The sequence below is a fragment of the Paenisporosarcina sp. P4_D4 genome (assembly GCF_056401835.1).
On sequence record NZ_JBFUIO010000024.1, the window covers coordinates 1 to 23,760 of the forward strand.

21 protein-coding genes are annotated in these 23,760 nt (G+C 39.7%); 1 reads left to right on the forward strand and 20 read right to left on the reverse strand.

Going from position 1 to position 23,760, the window contains the following annotated elements:
- Positions 1 to 337: 337 nt before the first annotated feature.
- The 8 genes from AC1DSL_RS08020 to AC1DSL_RS08055 form a co-directional block, all read right to left on the reverse strand.
- Positions 338 to 1,654, reverse strand: a complete 1,317-nt coding sequence (locus AC1DSL_RS08020; RefSeq protein WP_477531819.1) for a dihydrolipoamide acetyltransferase family protein — start codon at positions 1,652 to 1,654, stop codon at positions 338 to 340.
- A 20-nt stretch (positions 1,655 to 1,674) separates the two neighbouring features.
- Positions 1,675 to 2,658, reverse strand: coding sequence for an alpha-ketoacid dehydrogenase subunit beta (locus AC1DSL_RS08025; RefSeq protein WP_016426990.1), 984 nt, complete (start codon positions 2,656 to 2,658; stop codon positions 1,675 to 1,677).
- Positions 2,658 to 3,668, reverse strand: a complete 1,011-nt coding sequence (locus AC1DSL_RS08030; protein ID WP_477531820.1) for a thiamine pyrophosphate-dependent dehydrogenase E1 component subunit alpha — start codon at positions 3,666 to 3,668, stop codon at positions 2,658 to 2,660. Before AC1DSL_RS08030 ends, AC1DSL_RS08025 begins: the two co-directional genes overlap by 1 nt.
- A gap of 29 nt (positions 3,669 to 3,697) precedes the next feature.
- Positions 3,698 to 5,128, reverse strand: coding sequence for a dihydrolipoyl dehydrogenase (gene lpdA, locus AC1DSL_RS08035; protein WP_477531821.1), 1,431 nt, complete (start codon positions 5,126 to 5,128; stop codon positions 3,698 to 3,700).
- Between the two features lie 16 nt (positions 5,129 to 5,144).
- Complete coding sequence (gene buk / locus AC1DSL_RS08040) at positions 5,145 to 6,233, reverse strand: butyrate kinase (RefSeq protein WP_342543523.1); 1,089 nt, start codon at positions 6,231 to 6,233, stop codon at positions 5,145 to 5,147.
- 301 nt (positions 6,234 to 6,534) lie between these two features.
- Positions 6,535 to 7,629: a branched-chain amino acid dehydrogenase gene (gene bcd, locus AC1DSL_RS08045; protein WP_016426986.1), complete on the reverse strand. Its 1,095-nt coding sequence runs from the start codon at positions 7,627 to 7,629 to the stop codon at positions 6,535 to 6,537.
- A gap of 30 nt (positions 7,630 to 7,659) precedes the next feature.
- Positions 7,660 to 8,565, reverse strand: coding sequence for a phosphate butyryltransferase (gene yqiS / locus AC1DSL_RS08050; RefSeq protein WP_342543745.1), 906 nt, complete (start codon positions 8,563 to 8,565; stop codon positions 7,660 to 7,662).
- A 135-nt stretch (positions 8,566 to 8,700) separates the two neighbouring features.
- Complete coding sequence (locus tag AC1DSL_RS08055) at positions 8,701 to 10,752, reverse strand: sigma-54 interaction domain-containing protein (RefSeq protein ID WP_016426984.1); 2,052 nt, start codon at positions 10,750 to 10,752, stop codon at positions 8,701 to 8,703.
- Positions 10,753 to 11,020: 268 nt separating this feature from the next.
- Here AC1DSL_RS08055 and AC1DSL_RS08060 point away from each other — a divergent pair, with 268 nt between their 5' ends.
- Positions 11,021 to 11,269, forward strand: a complete 249-nt coding sequence (locus tag AC1DSL_RS08060) for a DUF2627 domain-containing protein (protein WP_342543521.1) — start codon at positions 11,021 to 11,023, stop codon at positions 11,267 to 11,269.
- Positions 11,270 to 11,313: 44 nt separating this feature from the next.
- Here AC1DSL_RS08060 and AC1DSL_RS08065 read toward each other — a convergent pair whose 3' ends face one another.
- The 12 genes from AC1DSL_RS08065 to nusB form a co-directional block, all read right to left on the reverse strand.
- Positions 11,314 to 12,039: a glycerophosphodiester phosphodiesterase gene (locus AC1DSL_RS08065; protein WP_477531822.1), complete on the reverse strand. Its 726-nt coding sequence runs from the start codon at positions 12,037 to 12,039 to the stop codon at positions 11,314 to 11,316.
- A gap of 456 nt (positions 12,040 to 12,495) precedes the next feature.
- On the reverse strand, positions 12,496 to 13,287 hold the full coding sequence (spo0A, locus tag AC1DSL_RS08070; RefSeq protein ID WP_342543519.1) for a sporulation transcription factor Spo0A: 792 nt from the start codon (positions 13,285 to 13,287) through the stop codon (positions 12,496 to 12,498).
- 260 nt (positions 13,288 to 13,547) lie between these two features.
- On the reverse strand, positions 13,548 to 14,507 hold the full coding sequence (locus tag AC1DSL_RS08075; protein WP_477531823.1) for a SpoIVB peptidase S55 domain-containing protein: 960 nt from the start codon (positions 14,505 to 14,507) through the stop codon (positions 13,548 to 13,550).
- A 112-nt stretch (positions 14,508 to 14,619) separates the two neighbouring features.
- Positions 14,620 to 16,314, reverse strand: coding sequence for a DNA repair protein RecN (recN, locus tag AC1DSL_RS08080; RefSeq protein ID WP_477531824.1), 1,695 nt, complete (start codon positions 16,312 to 16,314; stop codon positions 14,620 to 14,622).
- A gap of 15 nt (positions 16,315 to 16,329) precedes the next feature.
- Positions 16,330 to 16,779 (reverse strand): transcriptional regulator AhrC/ArgR, encoded by a 450-nt coding sequence (gene ahrC / locus AC1DSL_RS08085; RefSeq protein WP_016426978.1) that lies wholly within the window; start codon positions 16,777 to 16,779, stop codon positions 16,330 to 16,332.
- A 101-nt stretch (positions 16,780 to 16,880) separates the two neighbouring features.
- A complete protein-coding gene (locus tag AC1DSL_RS08090) occupies positions 16,881 to 17,699 on the reverse strand; it encodes a TlyA family RNA methyltransferase (RefSeq protein ID WP_477531825.1) in 819 nt (272 codons plus the stop codon).
- Positions 17,696 to 19,606, reverse strand: coding sequence for a 1-deoxy-D-xylulose-5-phosphate synthase (gene dxs / locus AC1DSL_RS08095; protein WP_477531826.1), 1,911 nt, complete (start codon positions 19,604 to 19,606; stop codon positions 17,696 to 17,698). The genes AC1DSL_RS08090 and dxs overlap by 4 nt, the downstream gene beginning before the upstream one ends.
- Before the next feature lie 73 nt (positions 19,607 to 19,679).
- Positions 19,680 to 20,561 (reverse strand): polyprenyl synthetase family protein, encoded by an 882-nt coding sequence (locus tag AC1DSL_RS08100; RefSeq protein ID WP_477531827.1) that lies wholly within the window; start codon positions 20,559 to 20,561, stop codon positions 19,680 to 19,682.
- A complete protein-coding gene (locus tag AC1DSL_RS08105) occupies positions 20,558 to 20,800 on the reverse strand; it encodes an exodeoxyribonuclease VII small subunit (RefSeq protein WP_477531828.1) in 243 nt (80 codons plus the stop codon). Before AC1DSL_RS08105 ends, AC1DSL_RS08100 begins: the two co-directional genes overlap by 4 nt.
- Positions 20,797 to 22,155 (reverse strand): exodeoxyribonuclease VII large subunit, encoded by a 1,359-nt coding sequence (xseA, locus tag AC1DSL_RS08110; protein ID WP_477531829.1) that lies wholly within the window; start codon positions 22,153 to 22,155, stop codon positions 20,797 to 20,799. Before xseA ends, AC1DSL_RS08105 begins: the two co-directional genes overlap by 4 nt.
- Positions 22,156 to 22,245: 90 nt before the next feature.
- A complete protein-coding gene (gene folD / locus AC1DSL_RS08115; RefSeq protein ID WP_477531830.1) occupies positions 22,246 to 23,106 on the reverse strand; it encodes a bifunctional methylenetetrahydrofolate dehydrogenase/methenyltetrahydrofolate cyclohydrolase FolD in 861 nt (286 codons plus the stop codon).
- Between the two features lie 19 nt (positions 23,107 to 23,125).
- Positions 23,126 to 23,515: a transcription antitermination factor NusB gene (nusB, locus tag AC1DSL_RS08120; protein WP_016426971.1), complete on the reverse strand. Its 390-nt coding sequence runs from the start codon at positions 23,513 to 23,515 to the stop codon at positions 23,126 to 23,128.
- Between the last annotated feature and the right edge of the window lie 245 nt (positions 23,516 to 23,760).

Here is a 23,760-nt window from a genome sequence, read left to right on the forward strand (position 1 = left end):
GTTCATACGGTTTGACTTTTAAAGTACGAACAGCTTCTTCTTGCCAATTTTCAAAATTCGCTTTAGGAAAAGTTGCCTGTTTCATTTGTTCGATTGTCATGTGGTCGCTTTCGCTTCCCTCCTTCGAATCTGTTACTCACTCTTAGTCTAACTGAGTTTGGGCCATGATAAAAGCACAAAAAACCCGATGACCGAGAGTTTCGGCATCGGGTAATTTTTTTGTCCAGTTTCAAGCGCAAATTCGCACCTAAGCTTCAGTACCTCATGCGAAAACAGGTTTTCAATTCGGTCCTTCAAGCACCGGTGTCGAACTCGAGTGGCGCTTTACACTTTTCAATTAATAAACTGACGTGTTTTCTTTCGTCATGTTTTCAAGGATTTCTTTTACGCGAGCTAAGAAGCGTCCGCAAACCAAGCCATCCAATACACGGTGATCAAGAGATAAACATAAATTAACCATGTCGCGAGCTGCAATCATTCCGCCATCCATAATTACTGGACGTTTAACGATTGATTCTACTTGTAGAATTGCTGCTTGTGGGTAATTGATGATGCCCATTGATTGAATTGAACCGAATGAACCTGTGTTATTTACTGTGAATGTACCACCTTGCATTTCGTCAGATTTCAATTTACCAGCACGCACTTTGCCTGCCAATTCATTGATTTCACGACCGATACCTTTGATTGTTTTTTCATCAGCATTTTTAATTACCGGTACGAATAAAGCATCTTCCGTCGCAACTGCGATTGAAATGTTGATGTCTTTTTTCTGTACGATTTTGTCGCCAGCCCACATTGAGTTCATCATTGGGAATTCTTTTAAAGCTTGAGAAACAGCTTTTACGAAGAATGCGAAATACGTCACATTGAATCCTTCTTTTTTCTTGAATTCATTTTTGATGGAATCGCGGTATTGAACTAGGTTTGTTACATCTACTTCAATCATTGTCCACGCATGTGGTGCTTCATGTTTACTGCGCAACATGTTGGCAGCGATGGCTTTACGAATTCCTGTAACCGGAATTTCGATATCACCTACAGCTACTGGTACATTGACAGGAGCCGCAGCCGGTTTAGAAGCTTGAGCTGTGTTTTGAGCAGGTACAGCAGTTTCTGCTTTAGGAGCAGCTTGTTCTGCTTTTGCCGTCGGAATATTACCGCTTTCGATAATCGCAAGCAAGTCTTTACGCGTAATACGACCTTCATTACCCGTTCCGTCCACTAGTGATAAGTCGATATCGTTTTCTTGAGCAAGTTTCAGAACCGCAGGTGAATAACGGGCTTTCGCACCTTTTTCACGAACTGGAGTCGGTGCTGCAGCCTTCTTCGATTCAGCAGCAGGCATTTCTGCAGCTGTTGCTTTTTCTGTAGGAGTTTCTTCAGATGTTGATTCTTCTGAAGATGCACCACCTTCTGTTTCGATTGTACAAACAACTGCGCCGACTTCCAAAGTTTGACCTTCAGTAGCGATCAGTTCTTTAATTACACCTGTAAATGAAGAAGGAATTTCAGCTGTTACTTTATCTGTATTCACTTCAGCAAGTGAATCATACTTATTCACTTTGTCACCCGGTTGAACCAACCATTTTTCGATTGTTCCTTCTGTTACGGATTCACCAAGCTGGGGCATTTTAATTTGTTCGATTGCCAATTGTAACTCCTCCTTTCAGGTTAAAATTCCGCAAGTTCACGCATTGCTTTTTCGACTTTATCTGGATTGATCATAAAGAATTTCTCCATTGTCGGTGCATAAGGCATTGCCGGTACATCCGGACCAGCCAAACGTTTAATTGGTGCATCTAGATCAAACAGGCAGTTTTCAGCAATGATTGCTGCAACTTCACCCATGATGCTACCTTCCATATTATCTTCAGTAACAAGAAGAACTTTACCTGTTTTTGAAGCAGCTTCAATAATTGCTTCTTTATCCAATGGATAAATCGTGCGCAAATCAAGAATGTGAGCAGAAATACCATCCTGCTCTAAACGCTCAGCAGCTTGAAGTGCAAAGTGGACAGCAAGACCGTAAGTGATAACAGTGATGTCTTCACCTTCACGTTTGACGTCTGCTTTTCCGATTTCGATTGTGTAATCATCTTCAGGCACTTCACCTTTGATTAAACGGTAAGCGCGTTTGTGCTCGAAGAACATTACTGGATCTTCATCACGGATAGCAGCTTTCAATAATCCTTTAGCATCGTATGGTGTTGAAGGAATAACGATTTTCAAACCTGGTTGGTTAGCAAAAATCGCTTCAACAGATTGTGAATGGTAAAGAGCTCCATGAATTCCCCCACCAAAAGGTGCACGGAAAACGATTGGACAAGACCAGTCATTATTTGAACGGTAACGAATACGGGAAGCTTCAGAAATGATTTGGTTAACAGCTGGCATGATAAAGTCAGCAAATTGCATTTCTGCAATTGGACGCATTCCATACATTGCTGCACCGATTCCAACGCCGGCAATAGCAGATTCTGCTAATGGAGTATCCATTACACGGTGTTCTCCAAATTGATCGTATAAACCTTGAGTAGCTTTGAAAACGCCGCCTTTACGACCTACGTCTTCACCAAGGACGAATACGTTTTCATCACGTTCCATCTCTTCTTTCATTGCGAGTGTAATCGCGTCAATATAAGACATAACTGCCATTATGCGTTCCCCCCGTCTTTTTCAGCATAGACGTATTTTAAAGCATCTTCAGGTGCAGCATAAGGAGCATTTTCTGCATAATCCGTTGCTTCATTTACTTCCTTCATAATACGGTCATTTAGTTCTTTTTCGATTTCTTCAGTCAAAATGTTCAACTCTGTCAAATAGGTTGCGAATTTGCCGATTGGATCAGCAGCTTGCCCTTCAGCAAGGTCTTCCGCTGTACGATATTGACGTTGATCATCATCAGATGAGTGAGCTGTCAAACGATGCGATACTGCTTCGATAAGGCTTGGGCCTTCTCCGTTACGTGCGCGGTCCGCAGCTTCTTTCACTACTTTATAAACTTCTAAAGGATCTGTTCCATCAACAGTGAATCCAGGCATGCCGTAACCAATTGCACGATCAGAAACGTTTTTAGCTGCTACCTGTCTGTCGTAAGGAACTGAAATCGCATATTTATTGTTTTCTACCATTGTGATACATGGTAATTTATGAACGCCTGCAAAGTTCAAGCCTTCGTGGAAGTCCCCTTGGTTTGATGAACCTTCACCAAGTGTTACAAAAGTGACGAAGTCTTTTTGTTGAATTTTACCAGCTAATGCCACACCAACTGCATGTGGAAGTTGTGTAGTAACAGGTGAAGAACCTGTCAAAATACGATTTTTCTTTTGTCCAAAGTGACCAGGCATTTGACGTCCACCTGAGTTTGGATCTTCAGCTTTTGCAAAAGCTGAAAGCATCAAATCACGAGCTGTCATACCAAAGTGTAAAACAACACCCATATCACGGTAGTAAGGAGCGATATAATCTTTCGTGTTATCAAGTGCGAAAGCAGCACCTACTTGTGTTGCTTCCTGACCTTGACAAGAAATAACGAAAGGAATTTTCCCTGCACGGTTCAATAACCACATACGCTCATCCACTCGACGTGCCATAAGCATCGTTTCAAAAATTTTCAGTACGTCATCGTTTGATAACCCTAGTTCTTCATGACGATTTTTCACCATCTGAACATCCCCCTTTTAATCTAATTTTTTTACATGTGAATTGCTTTACCTTCAACAGCCAACGCCGCTTCGCCAATTACTTCTGAAAGTGTAGGATGCGGATGAATTGTACTAGCAACTTCCCACGGTGTTGCATCTAGTACCATTGCCAGACCAGCTTCAGAAATCATATCTGTAACGTGTGGTCCAATCATGTGTACACCTAAAATATCATTCGTTTTCTTATCGGCAATAATTTTCACGAATCCGTCTGATTCACCATAAACAAGCGCTTTACCTATGGCTTTAAATGAGAATTTACCAACTTTCACGTCAAACCCTTGATCTTTAGCTTGCTGTTGTGTAATTCCAACGCTTGCTGCCTCTGGATTTGAGTAGATACAACGTGACACCAAGTTGTAATCAATCGCATGAGTTTTTTGACCAGCAATGTGTTCCACTGCTGTAATACCTTCATGAGAAGCAACATGTGCCAATTGTAATCCTCCGATTACGTCACCAATAGCATAAATATGAGATTCTTTTGTTTGGAATGTGTCTTTAACTTGAATAAATCCTTTTTCAACCACAATATCCGTATTTTCGATTCCGATGCCTTCTACATTTGCTTGACGGCCAACCGAAACCAACATTTTTTCAGCAGTGAAAGTTTTTGTTTCTCCTTTGAATTCGGCAGAAATTGTTACACTTCCTTCAGCTGTTTCCAATGTTTCTGGTAAAACTTTTGCACTTGTCGCAAATGTAATGCCTTTTTTCGCTAATAGCTTCTGCATTTCTTTTGAAATGTCAGCGTCCTCAGTAGGAATAATGCGATCAGCATATTCAACTACTGTTACTTCAACACCAAAATCATTCAACATTGAAGCCCATTCAATCCCAATGACACCGCCACCAACAATCAAAATTGATTTTGGCAATTCGGTCATAGCCAATGCTTCGTCAGAACTCATAACGTGTGTTCCATCGATTGTTAAACCAGGCAATGTACGTGGACGTGATCCAGTTGCGATAATCACATTTTTAGGGATAAGCATTTCATTCTCATCGCCATTGTTCATTTCAACAGAAACCGTTCCACCTGGAGAAGGCGAGAAGATTGATGGTCCCAACATTCTGCCAGTACCTTCATATACATCAATTTTCCCTTTTTTCATTAATCCTTGAACACCTTGATGAAGTTGGGAAACAATGCTTTCTTTACGGGCTTGTACACGGGAGAAATCCAATGAAACTTCTCCAGTATTTACGCCAAAGTCAGCTGCATGATTTTTTGTCGTCGAATATACTTCTGCACTGCGAAGTAGGGCTTTGCTTGGAATACAGCCTTTATGTAGGCAAGTTCCACCTAAGTTACCTTTTTCAACGATTGCTGTTTTAAGTCCTAATTGAGCCGCGCGGATTGCTGCTACATACCCGCCTGTTCCGCCTCCAAGAATAACGATATCGTAATTATGAGCCATAACTTTCGGCCTCCTTTTATTTGAGGTTCGGATATACTTTTGCTTTTTCTTCCCCATTTAATACGCGAATTGCACCTTCAGATAATGCTTGCAATTCGTTCTCTCCGGGTTGGACTACTACATCAGCGATCCAGTTGATTCTTTTTGAAATGGATTCAACAAAATCTTTCCCATATGCTAATCCACCAGTTAATATGATAGCGTCAATTTTACCTTCAAGCACGGCACTAGCTGAGCCAATTTCACGGGCGACTTGATATGCCATTGCCTCGTAAACAAGTTCAGCTTCTTTGTCACCTTTTGCAATGCGTTTTTCAACCGCCACTGCGTCATTGGTTCCAAGATAGCTTACTAATCCGCCTTGACCGACTAATTTCTTCATAATTTCGTGACGGTAGTATTCACCAGAAAAACAAATATCGATTAAGTCGCCTGCAGGAACTGTTCCCGCTCTTTCCGGACTGAATGGACCTTCACCGTGTAAACCATTGTTTACTTCAATTACCCGCCCATTCTCATGAACACCAATTGTAATACCGCCACCCATATGGGTTACAATCAGTCTCATGTCTTCATAGGCTTTGCCGCACTTTTTAGCATATCGTCGTGCAACAGCTTTTTGATTTAATGCATGGAAAATCGATTTTCGTTCGATTAACGAGAATCCTGAAATGCGTGCAATCGGAGCCAACTCATCGACGACCACTGGATCGACAATGTAAGAAGGAATATTTAAACCTGTTGCAATTTCAAATGCTAAAATCCCACCTAAGTTTGAAGCGTGTTGACCTGAAAAACCTTTTTTTAAATCTACTAACATTGCGTCATTTACCGCATAAGTTCCGCCTTCAATTGGACGAAGGAGTCCGCCTCTGCCACAGATAGCTGACAATTTCGAAATGTTGATTCCTTCTTCATCCATTGCTTCTAAAATGGTTTGCTTACGAAATTCGTATTGATCAATGATAGAAGAAAATTTGCCGATTTCCTCAGAAGAGTGTCGGATCGTTTTTTCCATCAATAAAACATCGTTTTCAAAAACACCAATTTTTGTAGATGTGGAACCCGGGTTGATGACAAGAATGCGATATGAATGTTCTTGCACAATGATTCCTCCCAAAAATGTCTTTAAAGATAAGAACAGATACAAACATAAATGAAAGTATCTGTCCTTTTCTTTTCTTTAATCAAGCTCTGTTAACTTTATTATGTCGATTTTTTTAACAACAGAGGGAATTAGCTCCCTTTCCTCGGACGAACTTGCAAGCCCGTTTTTCCGCAGGAAAGAATTAGGTCAAAGCTTTAGTTTGACCTAATTCTTTGCGACGATTCTAGCGCAGAAACAGGAGCACAGGTTTTGTCGCTTATTCCCTCGCTATCTACAAAATCGTTGTCAGAGCAATGTATTATCTTCCGCTTAAAATATGTTTTTCGTTAAGTAGAAAATTGCTGCGTGATTTTCCAACACGAGCGATACGTTCTTCAGCTAAACGGTCAGCTGCAACGTATGTAGGAATTCCTTGTGTACGTGAAATTTCCATTACTTTAGCAATGTTATCATAGACTGTTTCTACTCGTTTCATTGCACGTTCACGGTTGTAGCCATATAGTTCATCAGCAACGTTTATTACGCCACCAGCATTGATTACATAATCAGGTGCATATACGATTCCAAGTTCGTGCAATTGATCGCCATGTTTTGTTTCTTTTAATTGGTTGTTTGCAGCTCCTGCAACAACTTTTGCTTTCAATTGTGGAATTGTTTCGTCGTTAATGATTGCGCCTAGAGCACATGGAGCAAAGATGTCTACATCTTGAGAGTAGATTTCATCCGTGTTCACTGCAGTAGCACCGAACTCTTCTACTACACGATCAACAGCTGCTTTATTGATATCCGTAACAATTAATTTCGCGCCTTCTTCATGTAAGTGACGGCATAAGTTGTATGCAACGTTACCAACACCTTGAACAGCGATGCGTTTGCCTTCAAGTGAATCGCTACCGAAAGCTTCCATTGCAGCAGCTTTCATACCACGGTATACGCCGTAGGCAGTTACTGGAGATGGGTTACCTGAAGAACCAAATGCAGGTGAGATACCTGTTACATAGTTTGTTTCTTCATGGATTAAGTCCATATCAGCTACAGTTGTACCAACATCTTCAGCTGTAATGTAACGACCGTTTAAGCCTTGGATGAAACGACCGAACGCACGGAACATTTCTTCGTTTTTATCTTTTAATGGATCGCCAATAATAACCGTTTTACCACCACCAAGGTTTAAACCGGCAGCAGCATTTTTGTAAGTCATTCCTTTAGCCAGACGAAGTGCATCTTCAATTGCAGCTTCTTCAGAAGCGTAAGTCCACATGCGTGTACCACCCAATGCTGGTCCTAAAGTTGTATCATGAATCGCGATGATTGCTTTTAAGCCTGATGTTTTATCTTGGCAGAACACCAATTGTTCGTAATCATAAGTCTCCATATATTTAAAAATTTCCATTTTAAATTCCTCCTTTGATTTGGTGGTTCATTAATTCTTAGATGAGCAAATTGCTAATGCTAAAGAGTTTAATTTACTTTCTGCGCTGTCTGAACGAGAAGTTAGGACAATAGGTGCTTTAGCCCCTACAATCACTGCCCCTACTTTTGCATGTGCAAAGTAAACAAGTGATTTGTATAAAATATTGCCTGATTCTATATTCGGTACAAGCAAAATATCTGCTTGTCCAGCATGTGGACCTGTCAAACCTTTGTGATGAGCCGCATCAACTGAAATGGCATTATCCAGAGCAACTGGACCATCAATCACGCAACCTTTTATTTGTCCTCTTGTATTCATCGCAACCAGAGCAGCTGCATCAAGAGTTGGTTGCATCGATGGGTTGACGGTTTCAACTGCAGCCAATGGTGCAACTACAGGAGTTTCGACTCCCACGGCGTGAGCTACCTTAACGGCATTTTGCACAATTTGCGCTTTTTGCTTTAAATCAGGTGCAATGTTCATAGCCGCATCCGTAACAAAAATCAAACGATCAAAACCATTAATTTCAAATGCAGCTACATGAGATAGGACGCTTCCCGTTCGCAATCCAAAGTCTGGGTTCAAAACAGCTTTTAGGATAAGAGCGGTTGGAATATGCCCTTTCATTAATACGTTCGCTTCATTTAAATGGACGGCTTTGACAGCTGCAATCGCCGCTTGTTGATCATCCTTTACGTGTTGTGTATAAATTTTCGGATGATTTAACAAGTGAGGATAGTGCATGACTATCATTTCTTTTAATTTGTGTTCGTCATCATATAGACGAAAACTCGCCATGTCATGCTCAATGGCCAAGTTAACCGCTTCAAGCACTTCCAGATTAGCAGCAGATGCAACCGCAACTACATTATCATCTGAAGAAGAAGCTTGTCGTATTAAATCGTTTAGATTCAATGAAATCACCTCAACATTCATAATTTAAGCACAAAAAGCACCTTGATAACAATAATGAAAACGCTTTATTTGGCAAGATTTCGTACTTTTCGGTATGCAAATGATTGCAAACCATGCAATTTTTTGCATACATTGTTATTCTAGCTCATATTTTTCTAATTTATAATAAAGCGTACGAAGAGAAATCCCCAAATGTTTAGCTGTTTTAGATTTATTGCCATTCATCATTTTCAGAGTTGATGATAAAATCTCTTTTTCCATACGCTCCATTTGATCGGCAAGCGGCAATATCTCTTGTAATGGTTTTTTGGAGTCTGGTTCCTGGTGTTCCAACATCGACAATGGAAGATGATGGTCATCTAAAATCGATTCAGTTGGCCTCATAAAAATCATGCCTCTACTGATAATATTTTCAAGTTCCCGCACGTTTCCTGGCCAAGAATAAACGACCAGCCTTTGCATGGCCACTTCGGATATCCGTTCGACGTTTCGACCATATTCTTGATTAAGCTTAACCAACAGTCGTTCCGCAATAGCTGGAATATCTTGTTTGTGATTGCGTAACGGCGGAATTTGAATGGGCATGCGGTTCAATCGATAATAGAGATCTTCTCTGAACTTACCTTCTAGCATTGCTTTTTCCATATGGATATTGGTTGCAGCAATTACTCTTACATCTATCGTGATGGATTTCGTACCACCAACTCGAACGATTTCATTCTCTTGCAAGACGCGAAGCAATTTTGCTTGCGTGTTGCTCGAAAGTTCACCAATTTCATCCAAAAAAATACTGCCATGGTTCGCTTCTTCAAATAATCCTCGTTTACCACCGAGTTTTGCCCCAGCAAAAGCATCTTCTTCGTAACCGAACAATTCACTTTCAAGCAGATGCTCCGCGATGGCTGCACAATTGACACGAATGAACTTATTGTACTTCCGATCACTGGAACTATGAATGGCATGGGCAAAAAGTTCTTTCCCTGTTCCTGATTCGCCTCGTAATAGCACGGTAACAGGCGTTTTAGCAGCCAGCTTAGCCTGTTCAATTGAAATTCTCATTTCGTGTGAATCACCAATGATGTCGTCAAAAGTGTACTTCGATTCCAGTGTACGAATGATACTTCTGGCGCGATCAAGTTCTTTCATCAATGAACGGATTTCAGTCATATCATGAATGACACCGACGCTTCCTTTCAATCGATTGTTGACAATGATTGGTGCCACATTCACGATGACTTCACGTTTCAACGGACCAACACGCATATTGACACCACGGATAGGCTTACGCAGTTGCAGCACTTTCAAATGCATACTCTCGCCTTCACTAATATCTGCAGTTGCTGGCTTTCCGATAATATCATCTGTTTCCAGCCCCGTAATTCTCGTATAGGCAGGGTTAATCAAAATACCCTTCCCTTCTTCATCCACAACGGAAATGGCATCATCACTTGACTGGATGATAGCTTGAAGCATGGTCTGTATTTCTTTTAAATTGGTTATTTCACCTGCTAAACTAACGACTTCCGTAATATCCTTGAAAACTGAAAATGCCCCGATACGGACACCTTTTTCATCTATGACGGGAAATCTTGAAGTGACAATTTTCGTACCATTACTCAGTACTAATTCGCGATTCACTTCTGTTCTGCCGGTTTCAAAAGTTCGGGGTAATTCACTGGAAGCAATGACATCATAAATTGGCTTACCAAGAGCTTGGTCCATTAAAATATCAGTCATTCTCTCAGCACTTTTATTGAAGAAGTTGACGTTTCCATTTGCATCAATACCTATCATACCTTCTTCAATCGAATTAAAAATCAATTGTTGTTTATGTGTTTCTTCACGAATCGTTTGAATAAATTGGTCCTTTTCTCTTATCAAGCGAATCAGTATATTCGCCACTGACCCAGGTATTAAGACGGTTTGTGAGGGTCTTTCCATTAAAAGTTCATCAAAAACTTCAGGCTGACCAGTCAAATCAAAAATCATATGTAAATCATCAGTTAAAAAAGGCTTCCATTCCGCACTTGCTGGAATGTTATGCTGTTTTGCAATCTGAATGGCAGGTGCTCGTTCATCAATATCAACTACTCGTTTTACATGAAAAAATTCAGCTGATAATAATAATTTCAAAATCGCGGTTCCGCCAACGCCGCCTCCAATGATTAAAACATTTTGCAAGGACATTCACATCCCTCTTTCGTCGTGTGCAATATATTGCAAAACTTTCCTCTATCATACCTCATTGAGTTTGAACTGACAATTATTCTAGGGTAGTGCAATGGAACGAAAATGATATTCCGTGTTAAACTAGACTAGATTATAATTTAATTGGCTCTGTTAAAAAATGCTATTGTTTATCGTAAATCTGCACCCTTACGGCATGCACGGCTGAATAATTAACAGCTTTCTTTAATTTAGTAATTTAATTTAATGCAGTAGGAGATGAATACTATTGGCACGAATGTTAGCTTTTCTTGTGTTATTGATTCCTGGATTGATGGCGGCGGGTGGAATTAAACTTATACGTGATACCCTATTCGGAAAATTAATTGGATCCATCCCATTTTTATGGCTACAATTCCTGATAGGTATTGTTTTATTAGTTATCGGATTTGGATTTTTTGCAGGTTTCTTACTACATAGAGATCGGAAAAATGGTAAAGTACAAGCTAAATTCGCTAAAGGAAAAACGAAGAATTAACTTTAGTTGCGTTAGCCACTAAAAAAGGAATCCCGATTTCGACATCAGGATTCCTTTTTCAATTGTTTCATTAATACTTTATCGGGATAATCGGTGATCCACCCCAAAACTACCGGGTGAGGATCAACTAAATATTTTTCATTTCCATCAATACCATAAAATCTTAGTGGCATGTTAGCTTTATAGGCCAAATCCAACTTCCTCTTCGAATAATGCCTTTTGTGCATATGAAGTGCATCTGCTGCAGTTAATCGGCCAAGCTCTTCCCAATTTGTTTTTTTCGTCCCGATATAAGCAGTCTGTAACATCGGATTACATTTTTTAATTCGTTCCAAAACATCATAATGAAACGATGAAAAATGAATATTCAAATGTGAATATGTCCGTTTAAACAATAGGTCAATTTGTTCTGGAGCATTCACAAACGTTTCTTTTAATTCTACATTCAATGCCAGTCCATTTTTCGCAGCAAAAGCCAGCACTTCCTCAAAAGTTTGTATAGATTCCCCATTTACTAATCGCCAAAATGAGGTTCCTAATTTTAACTTTTTCACTTCTTCATAATTCATTGACGAAACATCCCTACGAGTCTTGGCTAAGCGCCAAAAGTCCATATCATGGGTTACAATAGGTACTAAATCTTTTGTTAACTGTAAATCGATCTCTAACCCATCCGCTCCCAGTTCAATCGCTTTTGCAAAAGCAGCAGATGAATTTTCAAGTGCATACGCAGATGCACCACGATGTGCGTATATTGGTACTCTCATCATCTATCGTCAACACCTTGTCTGTATGTATAGTTTTCTTTACCCTATCTTCACTAATATATGCATCTTTTTCCATGGAACTGAGGTAAAAAACACAGATGCAGGAAAAGCGATACCTGTGTTTTATTATTTACCAGCCATATTTTTTCTAATAGCTTATTCAAATCACCATCTCCTCTTTACATATTATACCAAGTCTACTTAACTGCTCTCCTTTGATTAATGAATTTTCCGTGAATTAGTTAACAAAGAAATAACACTATGACATGGATTGCTAGATCTGAGAATTGAGCTAAGCTGTTTCTAGTTGACTTTATATGACATACTTTTCGATATAATAAAAAAACCAATGAATAATAAAATTCATCGGTCATTTTAGTAAAAGTATTTTGGTTTTGAATCAGATTTTTGTTGAATTGGTTGGCTTACGAATGTCCGCAAGCCCAGTCATCTCAATGATTAGCTAGCCATGTTTTCTAAGCGAATTTTATCAGCAATCATTGCTATGAACTCAGAATTTGTCGGTTTGCTCTTCAAGTGATGAACAGTATAACCGAATGTTTTCGAGATGGACTCATAGTTTCCGCGGTTCCAAGCGACTTCAATAGCATGACGGATTGCCCGTTCTACACGAGATGACGTTGTGTTAAATTTAATCGCAATCTCAGGGTACAAGACTTTTGTGATTGAACCCAATAATTCGATATCTTCATATACCATGTGAATAGCTTCACGTAAGTACGCGTAACCTTTGATATGAGCAGGTACACCAATTTCTTTAATAACTGCTGTAATCGTTGTATCAATCATTTTTTGATTCACTTTTTGCTGTGGTTGGCTCTGAAGAACGCTCGTACGTGGAGCACTTTCTGTCTTATGGCCAGCTACTTGAAGAATTTGATTGACTAAGCGATCAAATTCAAATGGCTTCAACATAAAGTAGGAAGCACCTAATTCCACTGCTTGTTTCATTACATCTTCTTGACCGAAAGCAGTCAGCATAATCACTTGTACTTTAGCAAAATTTTCGTTTGCCTGCATCATTTCCAGTACAGCCAATCCATCCAAGTGAGGCATGATAATATCTAGCAACAATACATCTGGTAAGTCATTCTCCATCATGGTAAGAATGACTTTTCCATTTGGAGCTGTTGTAATTACTTCAATTTGAGGATGACTTGATAAATAAGATTCTAGTGTTTTTACTAATTCTTTGTTATCATCTGCGATTGCTACTTTAATTTTTTCCATTAGTATTTCCCCCTTAAACGTCTCGCGAACATGGATGTTTGTTTTTACGGCACATTCTCCCAATTTCACACTGCAAAGTTAATTCGACATATTGTTAGTAAATCCTTTTAAGATTTGAAAAAGGAGCACATAGTCTGATGATTTAGACATTTTTCGTCTATTGTCAAGTTTTTCTAACAAAATGTCGAATAATCGTTATATACATCATAACAAATACGCAAAAAAATACCACACTTTTTACAGTGTGGTAAAAAATTTTTTCATGGATGTTTTTTCATCATTTCTTGTATTGGGATGGCTGCTCCTTTTACAGGATTGTCCACCACCATATGTGTAATGGCTCCAGCAAATTTTCCATCTTGAATAATCGGAGATCCGCTCATTCCTTGCAAAATGCCGCCAGTCTTTCTAATCAATTCTTTATCAGTGACGATAAACTGGAAAGTTGTTTCTTCCACTTTGATGATTTCGATATCATAAGCATTAACGTCATTACCATCAATTGCCGTTAATAGCTCAGCATATCCTTTCTTGATATGTTTCGCTGTTAGCGTTGGAATTGCATCTCCAGTTTGCAAGTCCGATTCAAGCAATTCCCCAAAAACACCATAAACGGTATTTTCTTTCACGTCTCCTGCTTGAACATGAACAGATGCCTGTTTGGCGATTTTGTACCCTGGATTACCAGGAGTGCTTTTGTGTATGCGGGCTATATCTGATAAAAAAATTGATCCACCTAAAAATGGTGGTGTTTCAGAAATTTGCTGATCCACTATTTGATGTCCCAATGCACCATATTCTTGGGTTTTTGGGTCAACGTATGTGATGGTACCAATCCCTTCAGTGTGATCGCGAATGAAAGGAAGCATACTTTCTAACTGATCTGTTGATACTAATACAGATTTTCTTTTATTTTCACGAAGAATTTCAATGGATACTTGTGCTTCATTCGCATTTTTACTCATTTTTTTCCAATCGTCAATTGAGCCGATGGAATTTTCATTAAATGAGACTATTTGGTCTCCACTTTTAAACCACCACTTGTCATTAATCAGTACATCATGAACAAATGTAGGTTTTTCTAACTTCAATTGCACACCTATAGACTGTCCAAGCGGGATTAAAGCATTGTCATTTTTCTCAGCCCATGAATGAGCCGGGAAGAGAATCAAAAATCCCAAAAACATGGTAACAATCCTTTTATTCGCAACACATCGCATATTTCACCTCCATTTAACGGGATGTTCTTACTATGTGTCTGAACAGCATTGTTATGAACGGTAAATTTTCGAAAAAAAAAAGCACATGCTGTAGCAGCAGTGCTTCATGATTCTATACATATGATATTTTTTTTCGTTGCTCGGCAATCGACAATAATTCTGTTGCATGGTCTAAAGTCAATGATGTAATTTCTGCACCGGACATCATACGGCTTAACTCCTGGACACGATCTTTTCCAGTAACTTCCGTTAACTTCGTCATTGTCCGTTCGCCCATCACTTGTTTTTCAATCAATAATTGCTGATCGGCCATTGCAGCTACTTGTGGCAAATGTGTAATACACAACACTTGTGAAGAACGAGAAATGTTGGCAATTTTTTCGGCAATCGCCTGAGCAACTCGTCCACTAACACCTGTATCCACTTCATCAAAAATAATGGATGTAATGCCTTGATGTTTTGAAAAAATTCCTTTTAGGGCAAGCATCATTCTAGACAATTCCCCGCCCGAAGCAATTTTGGAAATCGGTTTGGCAGGTTCACCAACATTGGTTGACATATAAAAAGATACATCATCTTTTCCGTTTTTATCAAACATGTTCAGTGTTTTAAAAATCACTTCAAAAGTAGCCTTTTCCATAAATAATTCACGAAGTTGAATCACAATTGCTTCGCTCAGCTTTTTCGCTGCTTTTTTCCTAATTAACGTTAGTTCTTTCGATTCTACTTCCAAGTCTTTTTCCACTCGATCCAGTGCTTTTTGACGTTGTTGAATTCTTTCATCGCGATTCACGAGACCATCCAGTTCATCGCCAATTTTTTGTCTATATAAAAGTATTTCTTCAATTGAATTCCCATATTTTCTTTTTAATGACTGAATGGCTGCTAATCTTTCTTCAATGACATTTAATCGTTCTTCATCAAATTCCGATTCATCCATCACATTCTTTAGTTGGTAGGACATTTCCTGTAGGGAATAGAAAGAATTCGAAACAAGCTCAGCCTGCTCTTTGTACGTCTCGTCAAAAGAAGCAATATCTTCAAGTTCGCTCATGGCATTTCCAATCCAGTCCAAGCCTTTAGACTCGCCGTTTAAGGCTTCATATGCCGCAGAGATACGTTCGAATGTCTTATGGAAGTTTTGAAATTTCTTGCGTTCGAGTTGAAGATCTTCATCTTCATTTTCAATTAATTGCATCGCATCAATTTCATTAATTTGATATTGATATAAATCGATCCTCTGTGCAATTTGTTGTTCATTGTCACTGACAGAAGCCAATTCTTTTTTTAACTTTATGTACGTCTGGTAAAGACCGTTATAACTTTCTTTCGCTCGGTGAAGTTTACTTCCCGCAAATTGATCGAGCAAGGAAATATGGAAACGCTCGTCCATTAATTCTTGACTTTCGTGTTGTCCATGAATATCAATCAACGAGCCACCAATTTCTCTTAAAATGGCTATAGTCACCAATTTCCCATTTACTCGACAGACACTTTTCCCATGATCATTAATATCTCTTCTCAAAATAACAGAATCATCGTCTACTTCGATTCCGACTTCCTGAAGCTTATGAAATACGGGATGTTGTGGATTTTGTATAAAAAACAAGCCTTCAAGCTCTGCTTTTTTAGCACCGTGGCGAATAAATTCCTGAGAACCTCTTCCACCTGCCAGCAGGTGTACCGCATCAATAATGATGGATTTACCCGCTCCTGTTTCCCCAGTCAGCACCGTCAAACCATCAGTAAAGCTCACCGATACTTCTTCAATAATGGCAAAGTTTTTAATTGATAATTCTTTTAGCACAATGCATCACCTCTTTTAAAGCATTTCGAGTAGTCTTGTCCGAATGATATCCCGTTGATCGGTATCTTTACAAATAATCAAACACGTGTCATCGCCACAAATTGTACCCAGGATTTCTTTCCAGTCCAAATGGTCAATCAATGAGCCAATGGCATGTGCATTCCCTGGCAATGTTTTCATTACTAGAAAATGACTTGCTCCATCGATGCTGACGAAAGCATCAGTTAATGCACGATGCAGTTTTTGCATTGGATTAAAACGCTGATCCGCAGGTAGGCTATATTTATATCGACCATCCTGCAGTGGTACTTTGACTAAATGTAACTCTTTAATGTCCCTGGAAACAGTTGCTTGCGTCACATTGTATCCGGCATTTTTAAGGATTTCCACTAAATCATCCTGTGTTTCAATTTCGTGATTGGCTATTATATCCCGAATTCGTATATGTCGTTGCCCCTTGTTCATCAATGGTCACTCCTAAAATGAATAAATATGCTTAATTATTCATATCGTACCATTTACGGCTCTTGCGTACAAGAAAAACACGACCTACAATGTAGGCCGTGTCATGATAGTTGTGAATGTGCTTCACGCACAATTTCTTTTAACTGTTCCTCTGTAAAGGTTGTTTCATTTTCTTCCGTCGCGATTAAATGGAAAAGGAATTCTATGTTCCCTTCCCCACCTGTAATCGGTGAAAACGAAGCATTTTTTAGAGTAAAACCGGTTTGTTGTGCAAAGTTCGCGATTGTTTCAAGCACATTTATGTGGACTTTTGAATCGCGGACGACACCTTTTTTTCCGACATTTGCTTTTCCTGCTTCAAATTGAGGCTTTACCAGTGCAATGACATCACTGCCAGGTACAAGCAAAGTTTTTAATACAGGCAGAATTAGCTTCAATGATATAAATGAAACATCGATTGTCGCGAATTCAGGCATCCCTTCTGCAAGGTCGGCAGCTGTTACATATCGGAAATTGGTACGTTCCATAACCGTGACCCGTTCATCTTGTCGGATTTTCCATGCAAGCTGATTATAGCCAACATCCAGCGCATAACAGTGGCGCGCTCCGTTTTGCAGGGCACAATCCGTGAAACCACCAGTTGAAGCTCCAATATCGAGCATCAGTTTGTCTTTTACATTCACTTGAAAGAATTCCAATGCCTTTTCAAGCTTCAAGCCGCCTCTGCTGACATAGCGTAATTCATTACCTTTTACCTGCAAAGGTGAATCCATTGCGATTTTTTCACCTGGCTTTTCCAAACGAAGTTCATTCGTATATACGGTTCCCGCCATAATTGCACGTTTTGCTTTTTCTCTTGTTTCACAAAGTCCACGTTCCACTAGAAGGACATCGACTCTTTCTTTTGGGGTTTTTATCATAATACGTGAGTACCAGCCTTACCGATCTTATTCATTTTATTTTGTATCCGGGTGATTAATTCAGCCGAATTTAAATGTATTTCATTTAACAGTTCATCAACGTTTCCGTGTTCAATAAACTGATCTGGAATGCCCATTCGACTAACGGAAACGCCCGTATACTCATGGTCTTGCATAAATTCCAATATGCTGCTTCCAAATCCGCCTTGTAAAATCGCTTCTTCCACAGTAAATATTGGAAGATTACGTTCCACTAATTTATGCAGCATACCCTCATCAAGTGGTTTAATGAACCTTGCATTGATAACTTCTGCTTGGATACCTTCCAGTGCCAATCGTTCTGCAGCTTCCATAGCCATTGGGATTGTGGTACCGAATGTTAAAATTGCCGCATCCGAACCTTTTCTTAAAACTTCCCATGAACCAATCGGTATGGAATGTAATTCTGCATCCATCGGAACACCGAGCCCATTCCCTCTCGGGTAGCGCAATGCAATTGGACCATCATTGTAATCGATGGCGGTTTTCACCATATGCTGACCTTCATTTTCATCTTTAGGCATCATGATTACCATATTTGGCAAATGACGTAGGAATGAAATATCGAATACGCCTTGATGGGTTTCCCCGTCAGCGCCAACAAGTCCTGATCGGTCAATTCCGATGAAGACATTTAAATTTTGACGACAAATATCATGTAAAACTTGGTCATAAGCGCGTTGCAGGAAAGTTGAGTAGATGGCTAAAAACGGCTTCATTTCTTGAGTGGCAAGGCCGGCCGCCATAGTGGTTGCATGTTGTTCAGCAATGCCGACGTCATACATGCGTTCAGGGAATTCAGCCGCAAAGCCTTCTAATTTCGAACCAACTGGCATCGCAGGTGTTATAGCTACAATCCGCTCATCTTCACGTGCAAGTTTACACACGGTTTCAGCGACCAATCCACTCCATGAAGGTGCTTTTGTCGAAGACTTTACGAATGCACCGGTCTCCATTTTATAAGGACCTGTCCCATGCCAAGTACCAATTTTATCTTCTTCTGCCGGGCGGTACCCTTTGCCTTTTTTCGTGATGACATGAACCAATACTGGTCCCTTCATTTTTTTCGCGTATAACAAATTCTCTTGCAAATCTTCGTAATTATGTCCGTCAATAGGACCTAAATACGTAAATCCAAGTTCCTCGAAAAACACACCTGAAACTAGTAAATATTTTAAACTGTCTTTAACCCGTTCCGCCGTAGCTGCCAGTTTTCCACCGACTGCCGGGATTTTTTTCAACAAATATTCCAGTTCGTCTTTAGCCTTATTATATTTACCGGCTGTGCGAAGTTTTCCTAATACTGTATGGAGTGCGCCAACGTTAGGCGCGATCGACATTTCATTATCATTCAAAATAACAATCATATCGGTCTTTTCATGTCCAATGTGATTCAGTGCTTCTAAAGCCATTCCACCTGTAAGAGCTCCATCCCCGATAATGGGAATAATATGGTTTTTATCTTTTTTAATATCACGTGCAGCTGCCATACCCATCGCAGCAGACAACGAAGTTGAGCTGTGACCTGTTTCCCAAACATCATGTTCACTTTCATTGCGCTTTGGAAAACCGCACAACCCTTTAAATTGACGTAATGTATCAAATTGATTTGCCCGACCAGTCAATATTTTATGGACATACGCTTGATGTCCTACATCCCATATAAATTTATCATCTGGACTATTAAAAATACGGTGAAGAGATACAGTCAGTTCGACCACACCCAAGTTAGGACCAATATGTCCACCAGTGACCGATAATTTTTCAATTAAAAACGAACGAATATCTTCACTTAAAGTCAATAGTTCATCTTGAGATAATTCTTTAATAAAGGATGGACTTGTAATTGTATTTAAATCCACCGACATCACACACCTTTACACAATACTTGCGATTATTATCTTTCATTATATCAATGTCGTACGAATGTACAAACATTAACTATTTGCTGCGATTAACGATGTAAGCAGCCAATTCATCCAATAGACCAGGCTCACTTGAAATGTAGCGAAGTGATTCGATAGATTGGTTATAGTGCCAATCCCGTTTTATTTTTGCTCCATCCAATGTTAATAATGCAGGGTACGTATTTTTTTCACTCGCAACATCTTTTCCAGCAGTTTTTCCTAATGACTCTGTGGTTCCTTCAATATCCAAAATATCATCCTGAATTTGAAATGCCAGTCCGATATGGAAACCAAAATCTTGCAACGCTTTTCTAGTACGGGCATCCGCCGAAGCCAAAATCGCACCTGCTACAATACTAAAGGATAATAAAGCACCCGTTTTATTGATATGTATGGTTTCCAATTCTTCTACAGAAATGATTTTTCTTTCGCTTTCAATATCCAAGACTTGTCCGCCAACCATACCTTCAGCTCCTGCGGCCTCGCTCATCAATTGTATAAGTTCCATTTTGTCTTCTGCGGATACTGTTTTCAAACGAGAAAGCACACCAAAACTATATGTTAACAATCCATCTCCAGCTAAAATCGCCAACGCATCCCCATAAACTTTATGGTTAGTTAATTTCCCTCGGCGGTAATCATCATTATCCATGCTGGGTAGGTCATCATGGATTAGAGAATAGGTATGAACCATTTCAATAGCTGCTCCAACAGTAGAGGCTTCTGAATGTTTAACTTGTAAAAAGTCTAAGACAGCCAGCAAAAATAAAGGCCTTACCCTTTTGCCTCCTGCAGCCAATGAATAATTCATCGCTTCTTTCAAAATTTCCGGTGCATTAATCGACTGAACTTGCTCGGTCAATTGACGGTCTATTTCTGGAATATTCAGTTCAGTAAAATTTTGCAAACAAGTCATTGTGAAGTATCCTCTTTTTCGATGGCTTCAAATGGCACTTTTTCACCGCTGTCATCCATGATTGAAATCAATTGTTTTTCTGCATTGTGCAATTTCTCGTGGCATACCGTCGACATTTCCATTCCCTTTTTATAAAGTGAAATGGCATCCTCAAGAGGAACATCGCCTTGTTCCAGCTGACGTACAATTTCCTCTAATTGTTGAATTGCTTGGTCAAAAGATACGTTGGTTTTTGTCATGATGATTCTCCTTTAGACTGTTTGTTTATAGAGTCTATAGATGCGATTATGACTCCATCTTGTAATTTGATATGAAGTGGTTGATCTGGATTGATATCTTCAATTGATTTGACAACTTGATCATTTTGATAGGTCAGACTGTAGCCCCGATCCATGATTTTCAGAGGGTTCAATGCTTCCAGTAACTGAATCATATTACTGAAAGAACGACCTTTCGTTTGCACATTTTTTTGAGCTGCCATATGCAAACGTTGTTGAGAAGCCTGTACATTTTTTTGATGTAGCAAAACCATTCTTTGTGGATTTTGCAATGTCAGACGCATGGTTTGCTGTGCAAGATGTTGTTGTTTTTGTTGGAAAATCTTACGCCCGTTTCTCTCCATCTGTTCATTCGCTCGGGTCAGTCTTTCAACAAACGGTCGGTATAATCTTTCAGGATAGGCCAGTGGATATGCAGACATCACCCGCGTCAACCTTTTTCGCTCCTGTGATAAAATTGCCGTGACGATCGATACCATTTGCGATTTTCTATTGGATACACGTTCAAGCAAATCCAGTTGATTTGGTACGGCAAGCTCTGCTGCTGCAGTTGGCGTTGGTGCACGAAGATCTGAGACATAGTCAGCGATTGTCGTATCCGTTTCATGGCCGACAGCACTGATAATAGGAATGGTACTATTCGCAATTTCCCGCGCAACGATTTCTTCGTTGAAAGCCCATAAGTCTTCAATCGACCCGCCCCCGCGTCCAACAATACAAACATCAAGATCCGGATAGCTATGAGCACGTTTTAATGCTTTTACGATACTTGGCGCTGCACCAGCCCCTTGAACCAGAGCTGGAAAAATGATAACTTCTGCCAAAGGATATCGGCGGCTCAAAGTCGTGACAATATCCCGAATGGCTGCACCTGTAGAAGCTGTAATAACACCAATCTTTTGAGGGTATTTTGGTATCTGTTTCTTTCTAGAAGGATGGAAAAGTCCTTCTTTCGCCAGTTTTTCTTTCAGCTGTTCAAAGGCTACAAATAGTTCACCTATACCATCAGGCTGCATCAATTGTGCATACAACTGATATTGGCCTGAGCCTTCATAAACATTCACATCACCTTGCAAAAGAACATTCATTCCGCTCTCCGGTTTAAATTTCAAACTCCTTGCTTGTGCTGCAAACATAACAGCAGGCATTCTTGTTTGATCGTCTTTAATTGTGAAGTAAATGTGTCCGCTTGTATGTATTTTGACATTGGATAGTTCCCCTTTGACATAAACATTTCGCAAATGGGGATCCGCATCAAATTTTCTTTTTATGTATTTGGTCAGTGCTTTCACTGTTAAATATGTCGAAGCAGTCACGTGCATTCAAACTCCTCACGAAGAAGAAATAGAAAAGCTGTCTTTCTATAAGAAAAACAGCTTCTTCCCTTTATTTTACCTGTTTTAACTTCATTTGTCTTGACGCAACTCATTTTCCGCAGATTGTACGGTGTTGGCCATTAACATGGTGATTGTCATGGGTCCCACTCCGCCTGGAACAGGTGTTATGTATGAAGCCTTTTCTTTTACCGCTTCAAAATCCACATCTCCACACAGTCGATTGTTTTCATCACGATTCATACCTACATCGATGACGACCGCTCCGTTTTTGACGTATTCACTCGTAATGAATTTCGTTTTACCAACTGCCACCACGAGAATATCAGCCTGCAAGGTAATTTCTTGTAGGTTCGGCGTCTTAGAATGCGCATATGTCACGGTTGCGTCTTTTTGTAAAAGTAATTGGCCCATTGGTTTTCCTACAATATGGCTACGTCCTATGACAACAGCGTGTTTGCCTGCAAGGTCAATCCCAGAGTATTCCAGAAGTTTCATGACCCCGTATGGCGTGCATGGAAGGAAAGTCTCCTGTCCGAGCATCATTTTCCCCACACTGATTGGATGGAAACCATCTACATCCTTAGTTGGGGAAATGGCTGCCAACACGGCAGATTCTCCAATGTGCTTCGGTAATGGTAACTGTACTAATATGCCATGAATGGTTGGGTCTTCATTCAGTGATTGAATCGTACGCACGAGTTCACTTTCAGTTAAATCTGACTCAAAAGAAAGTAAACGTGAATTCATGCCAAGTGCTTCACACGTTTTTTGTTTATTGGAAACATAGGTTTTCGAAGCTGCGTTGTCACCGACTAAAATAACCGCTAAGCCTGGAATAATGCCTTGATTTTTTAAGTGAATGATACGTTCGGATAAATCATTGCGTATCGCTTGTCCAATTTCTTTTCCATTAATTAATGCACTCGACATGACTTTATTCCCCCTGTTGTCAGTTAGAAGTCTCGACCGTATATTTAGATAGAACTCCGTTCACAAACTTGCTTGATTTCTCATCACCAAACGTTTTACATAATTCAATCGCTTCATTCATGACTACTTTTGAAGGTGCATCCTGCATAAATAACAATTCATAAACTGCCAAGCGCAATACCGTGCGTTCGATCTTAGGTAAACGATCCAAAGACCAATTTTCTAACTTTGTTTTAAGTGATTCATCTATTTGCGTTAGTTGTTCAGTCGTTCCACGTACAAGCTTTTCATAGAAAGGATCATTGTCGCCATCTAAAACGTGGCTCATTGCATCTTCTATTGTTAACTCGGTGTTTTCTAACTGAAACAAAGTTTGCAACGCTTTTTCACGGGCTTCTCTACGTTTCATGGGTAGTCTCCTTTTATATGCATTCGAACACATCATAGCATATTTTGCGGGCACAAGACATCCTCAAAGGGAAGTTCGAATGTTCAGAAAAAGTACTCCATCAAATTTCGGACTGAAGTGAAAATCACTTAATCTCATCCAACGTAATAACCTATCCTTTTTATTATTGTTTATTAACGTTATCTTTGCTCGAAAGCCCAAGAAGTTCGGCCATTACTATGCGCGTTTCAATCATTTCCCCCAAT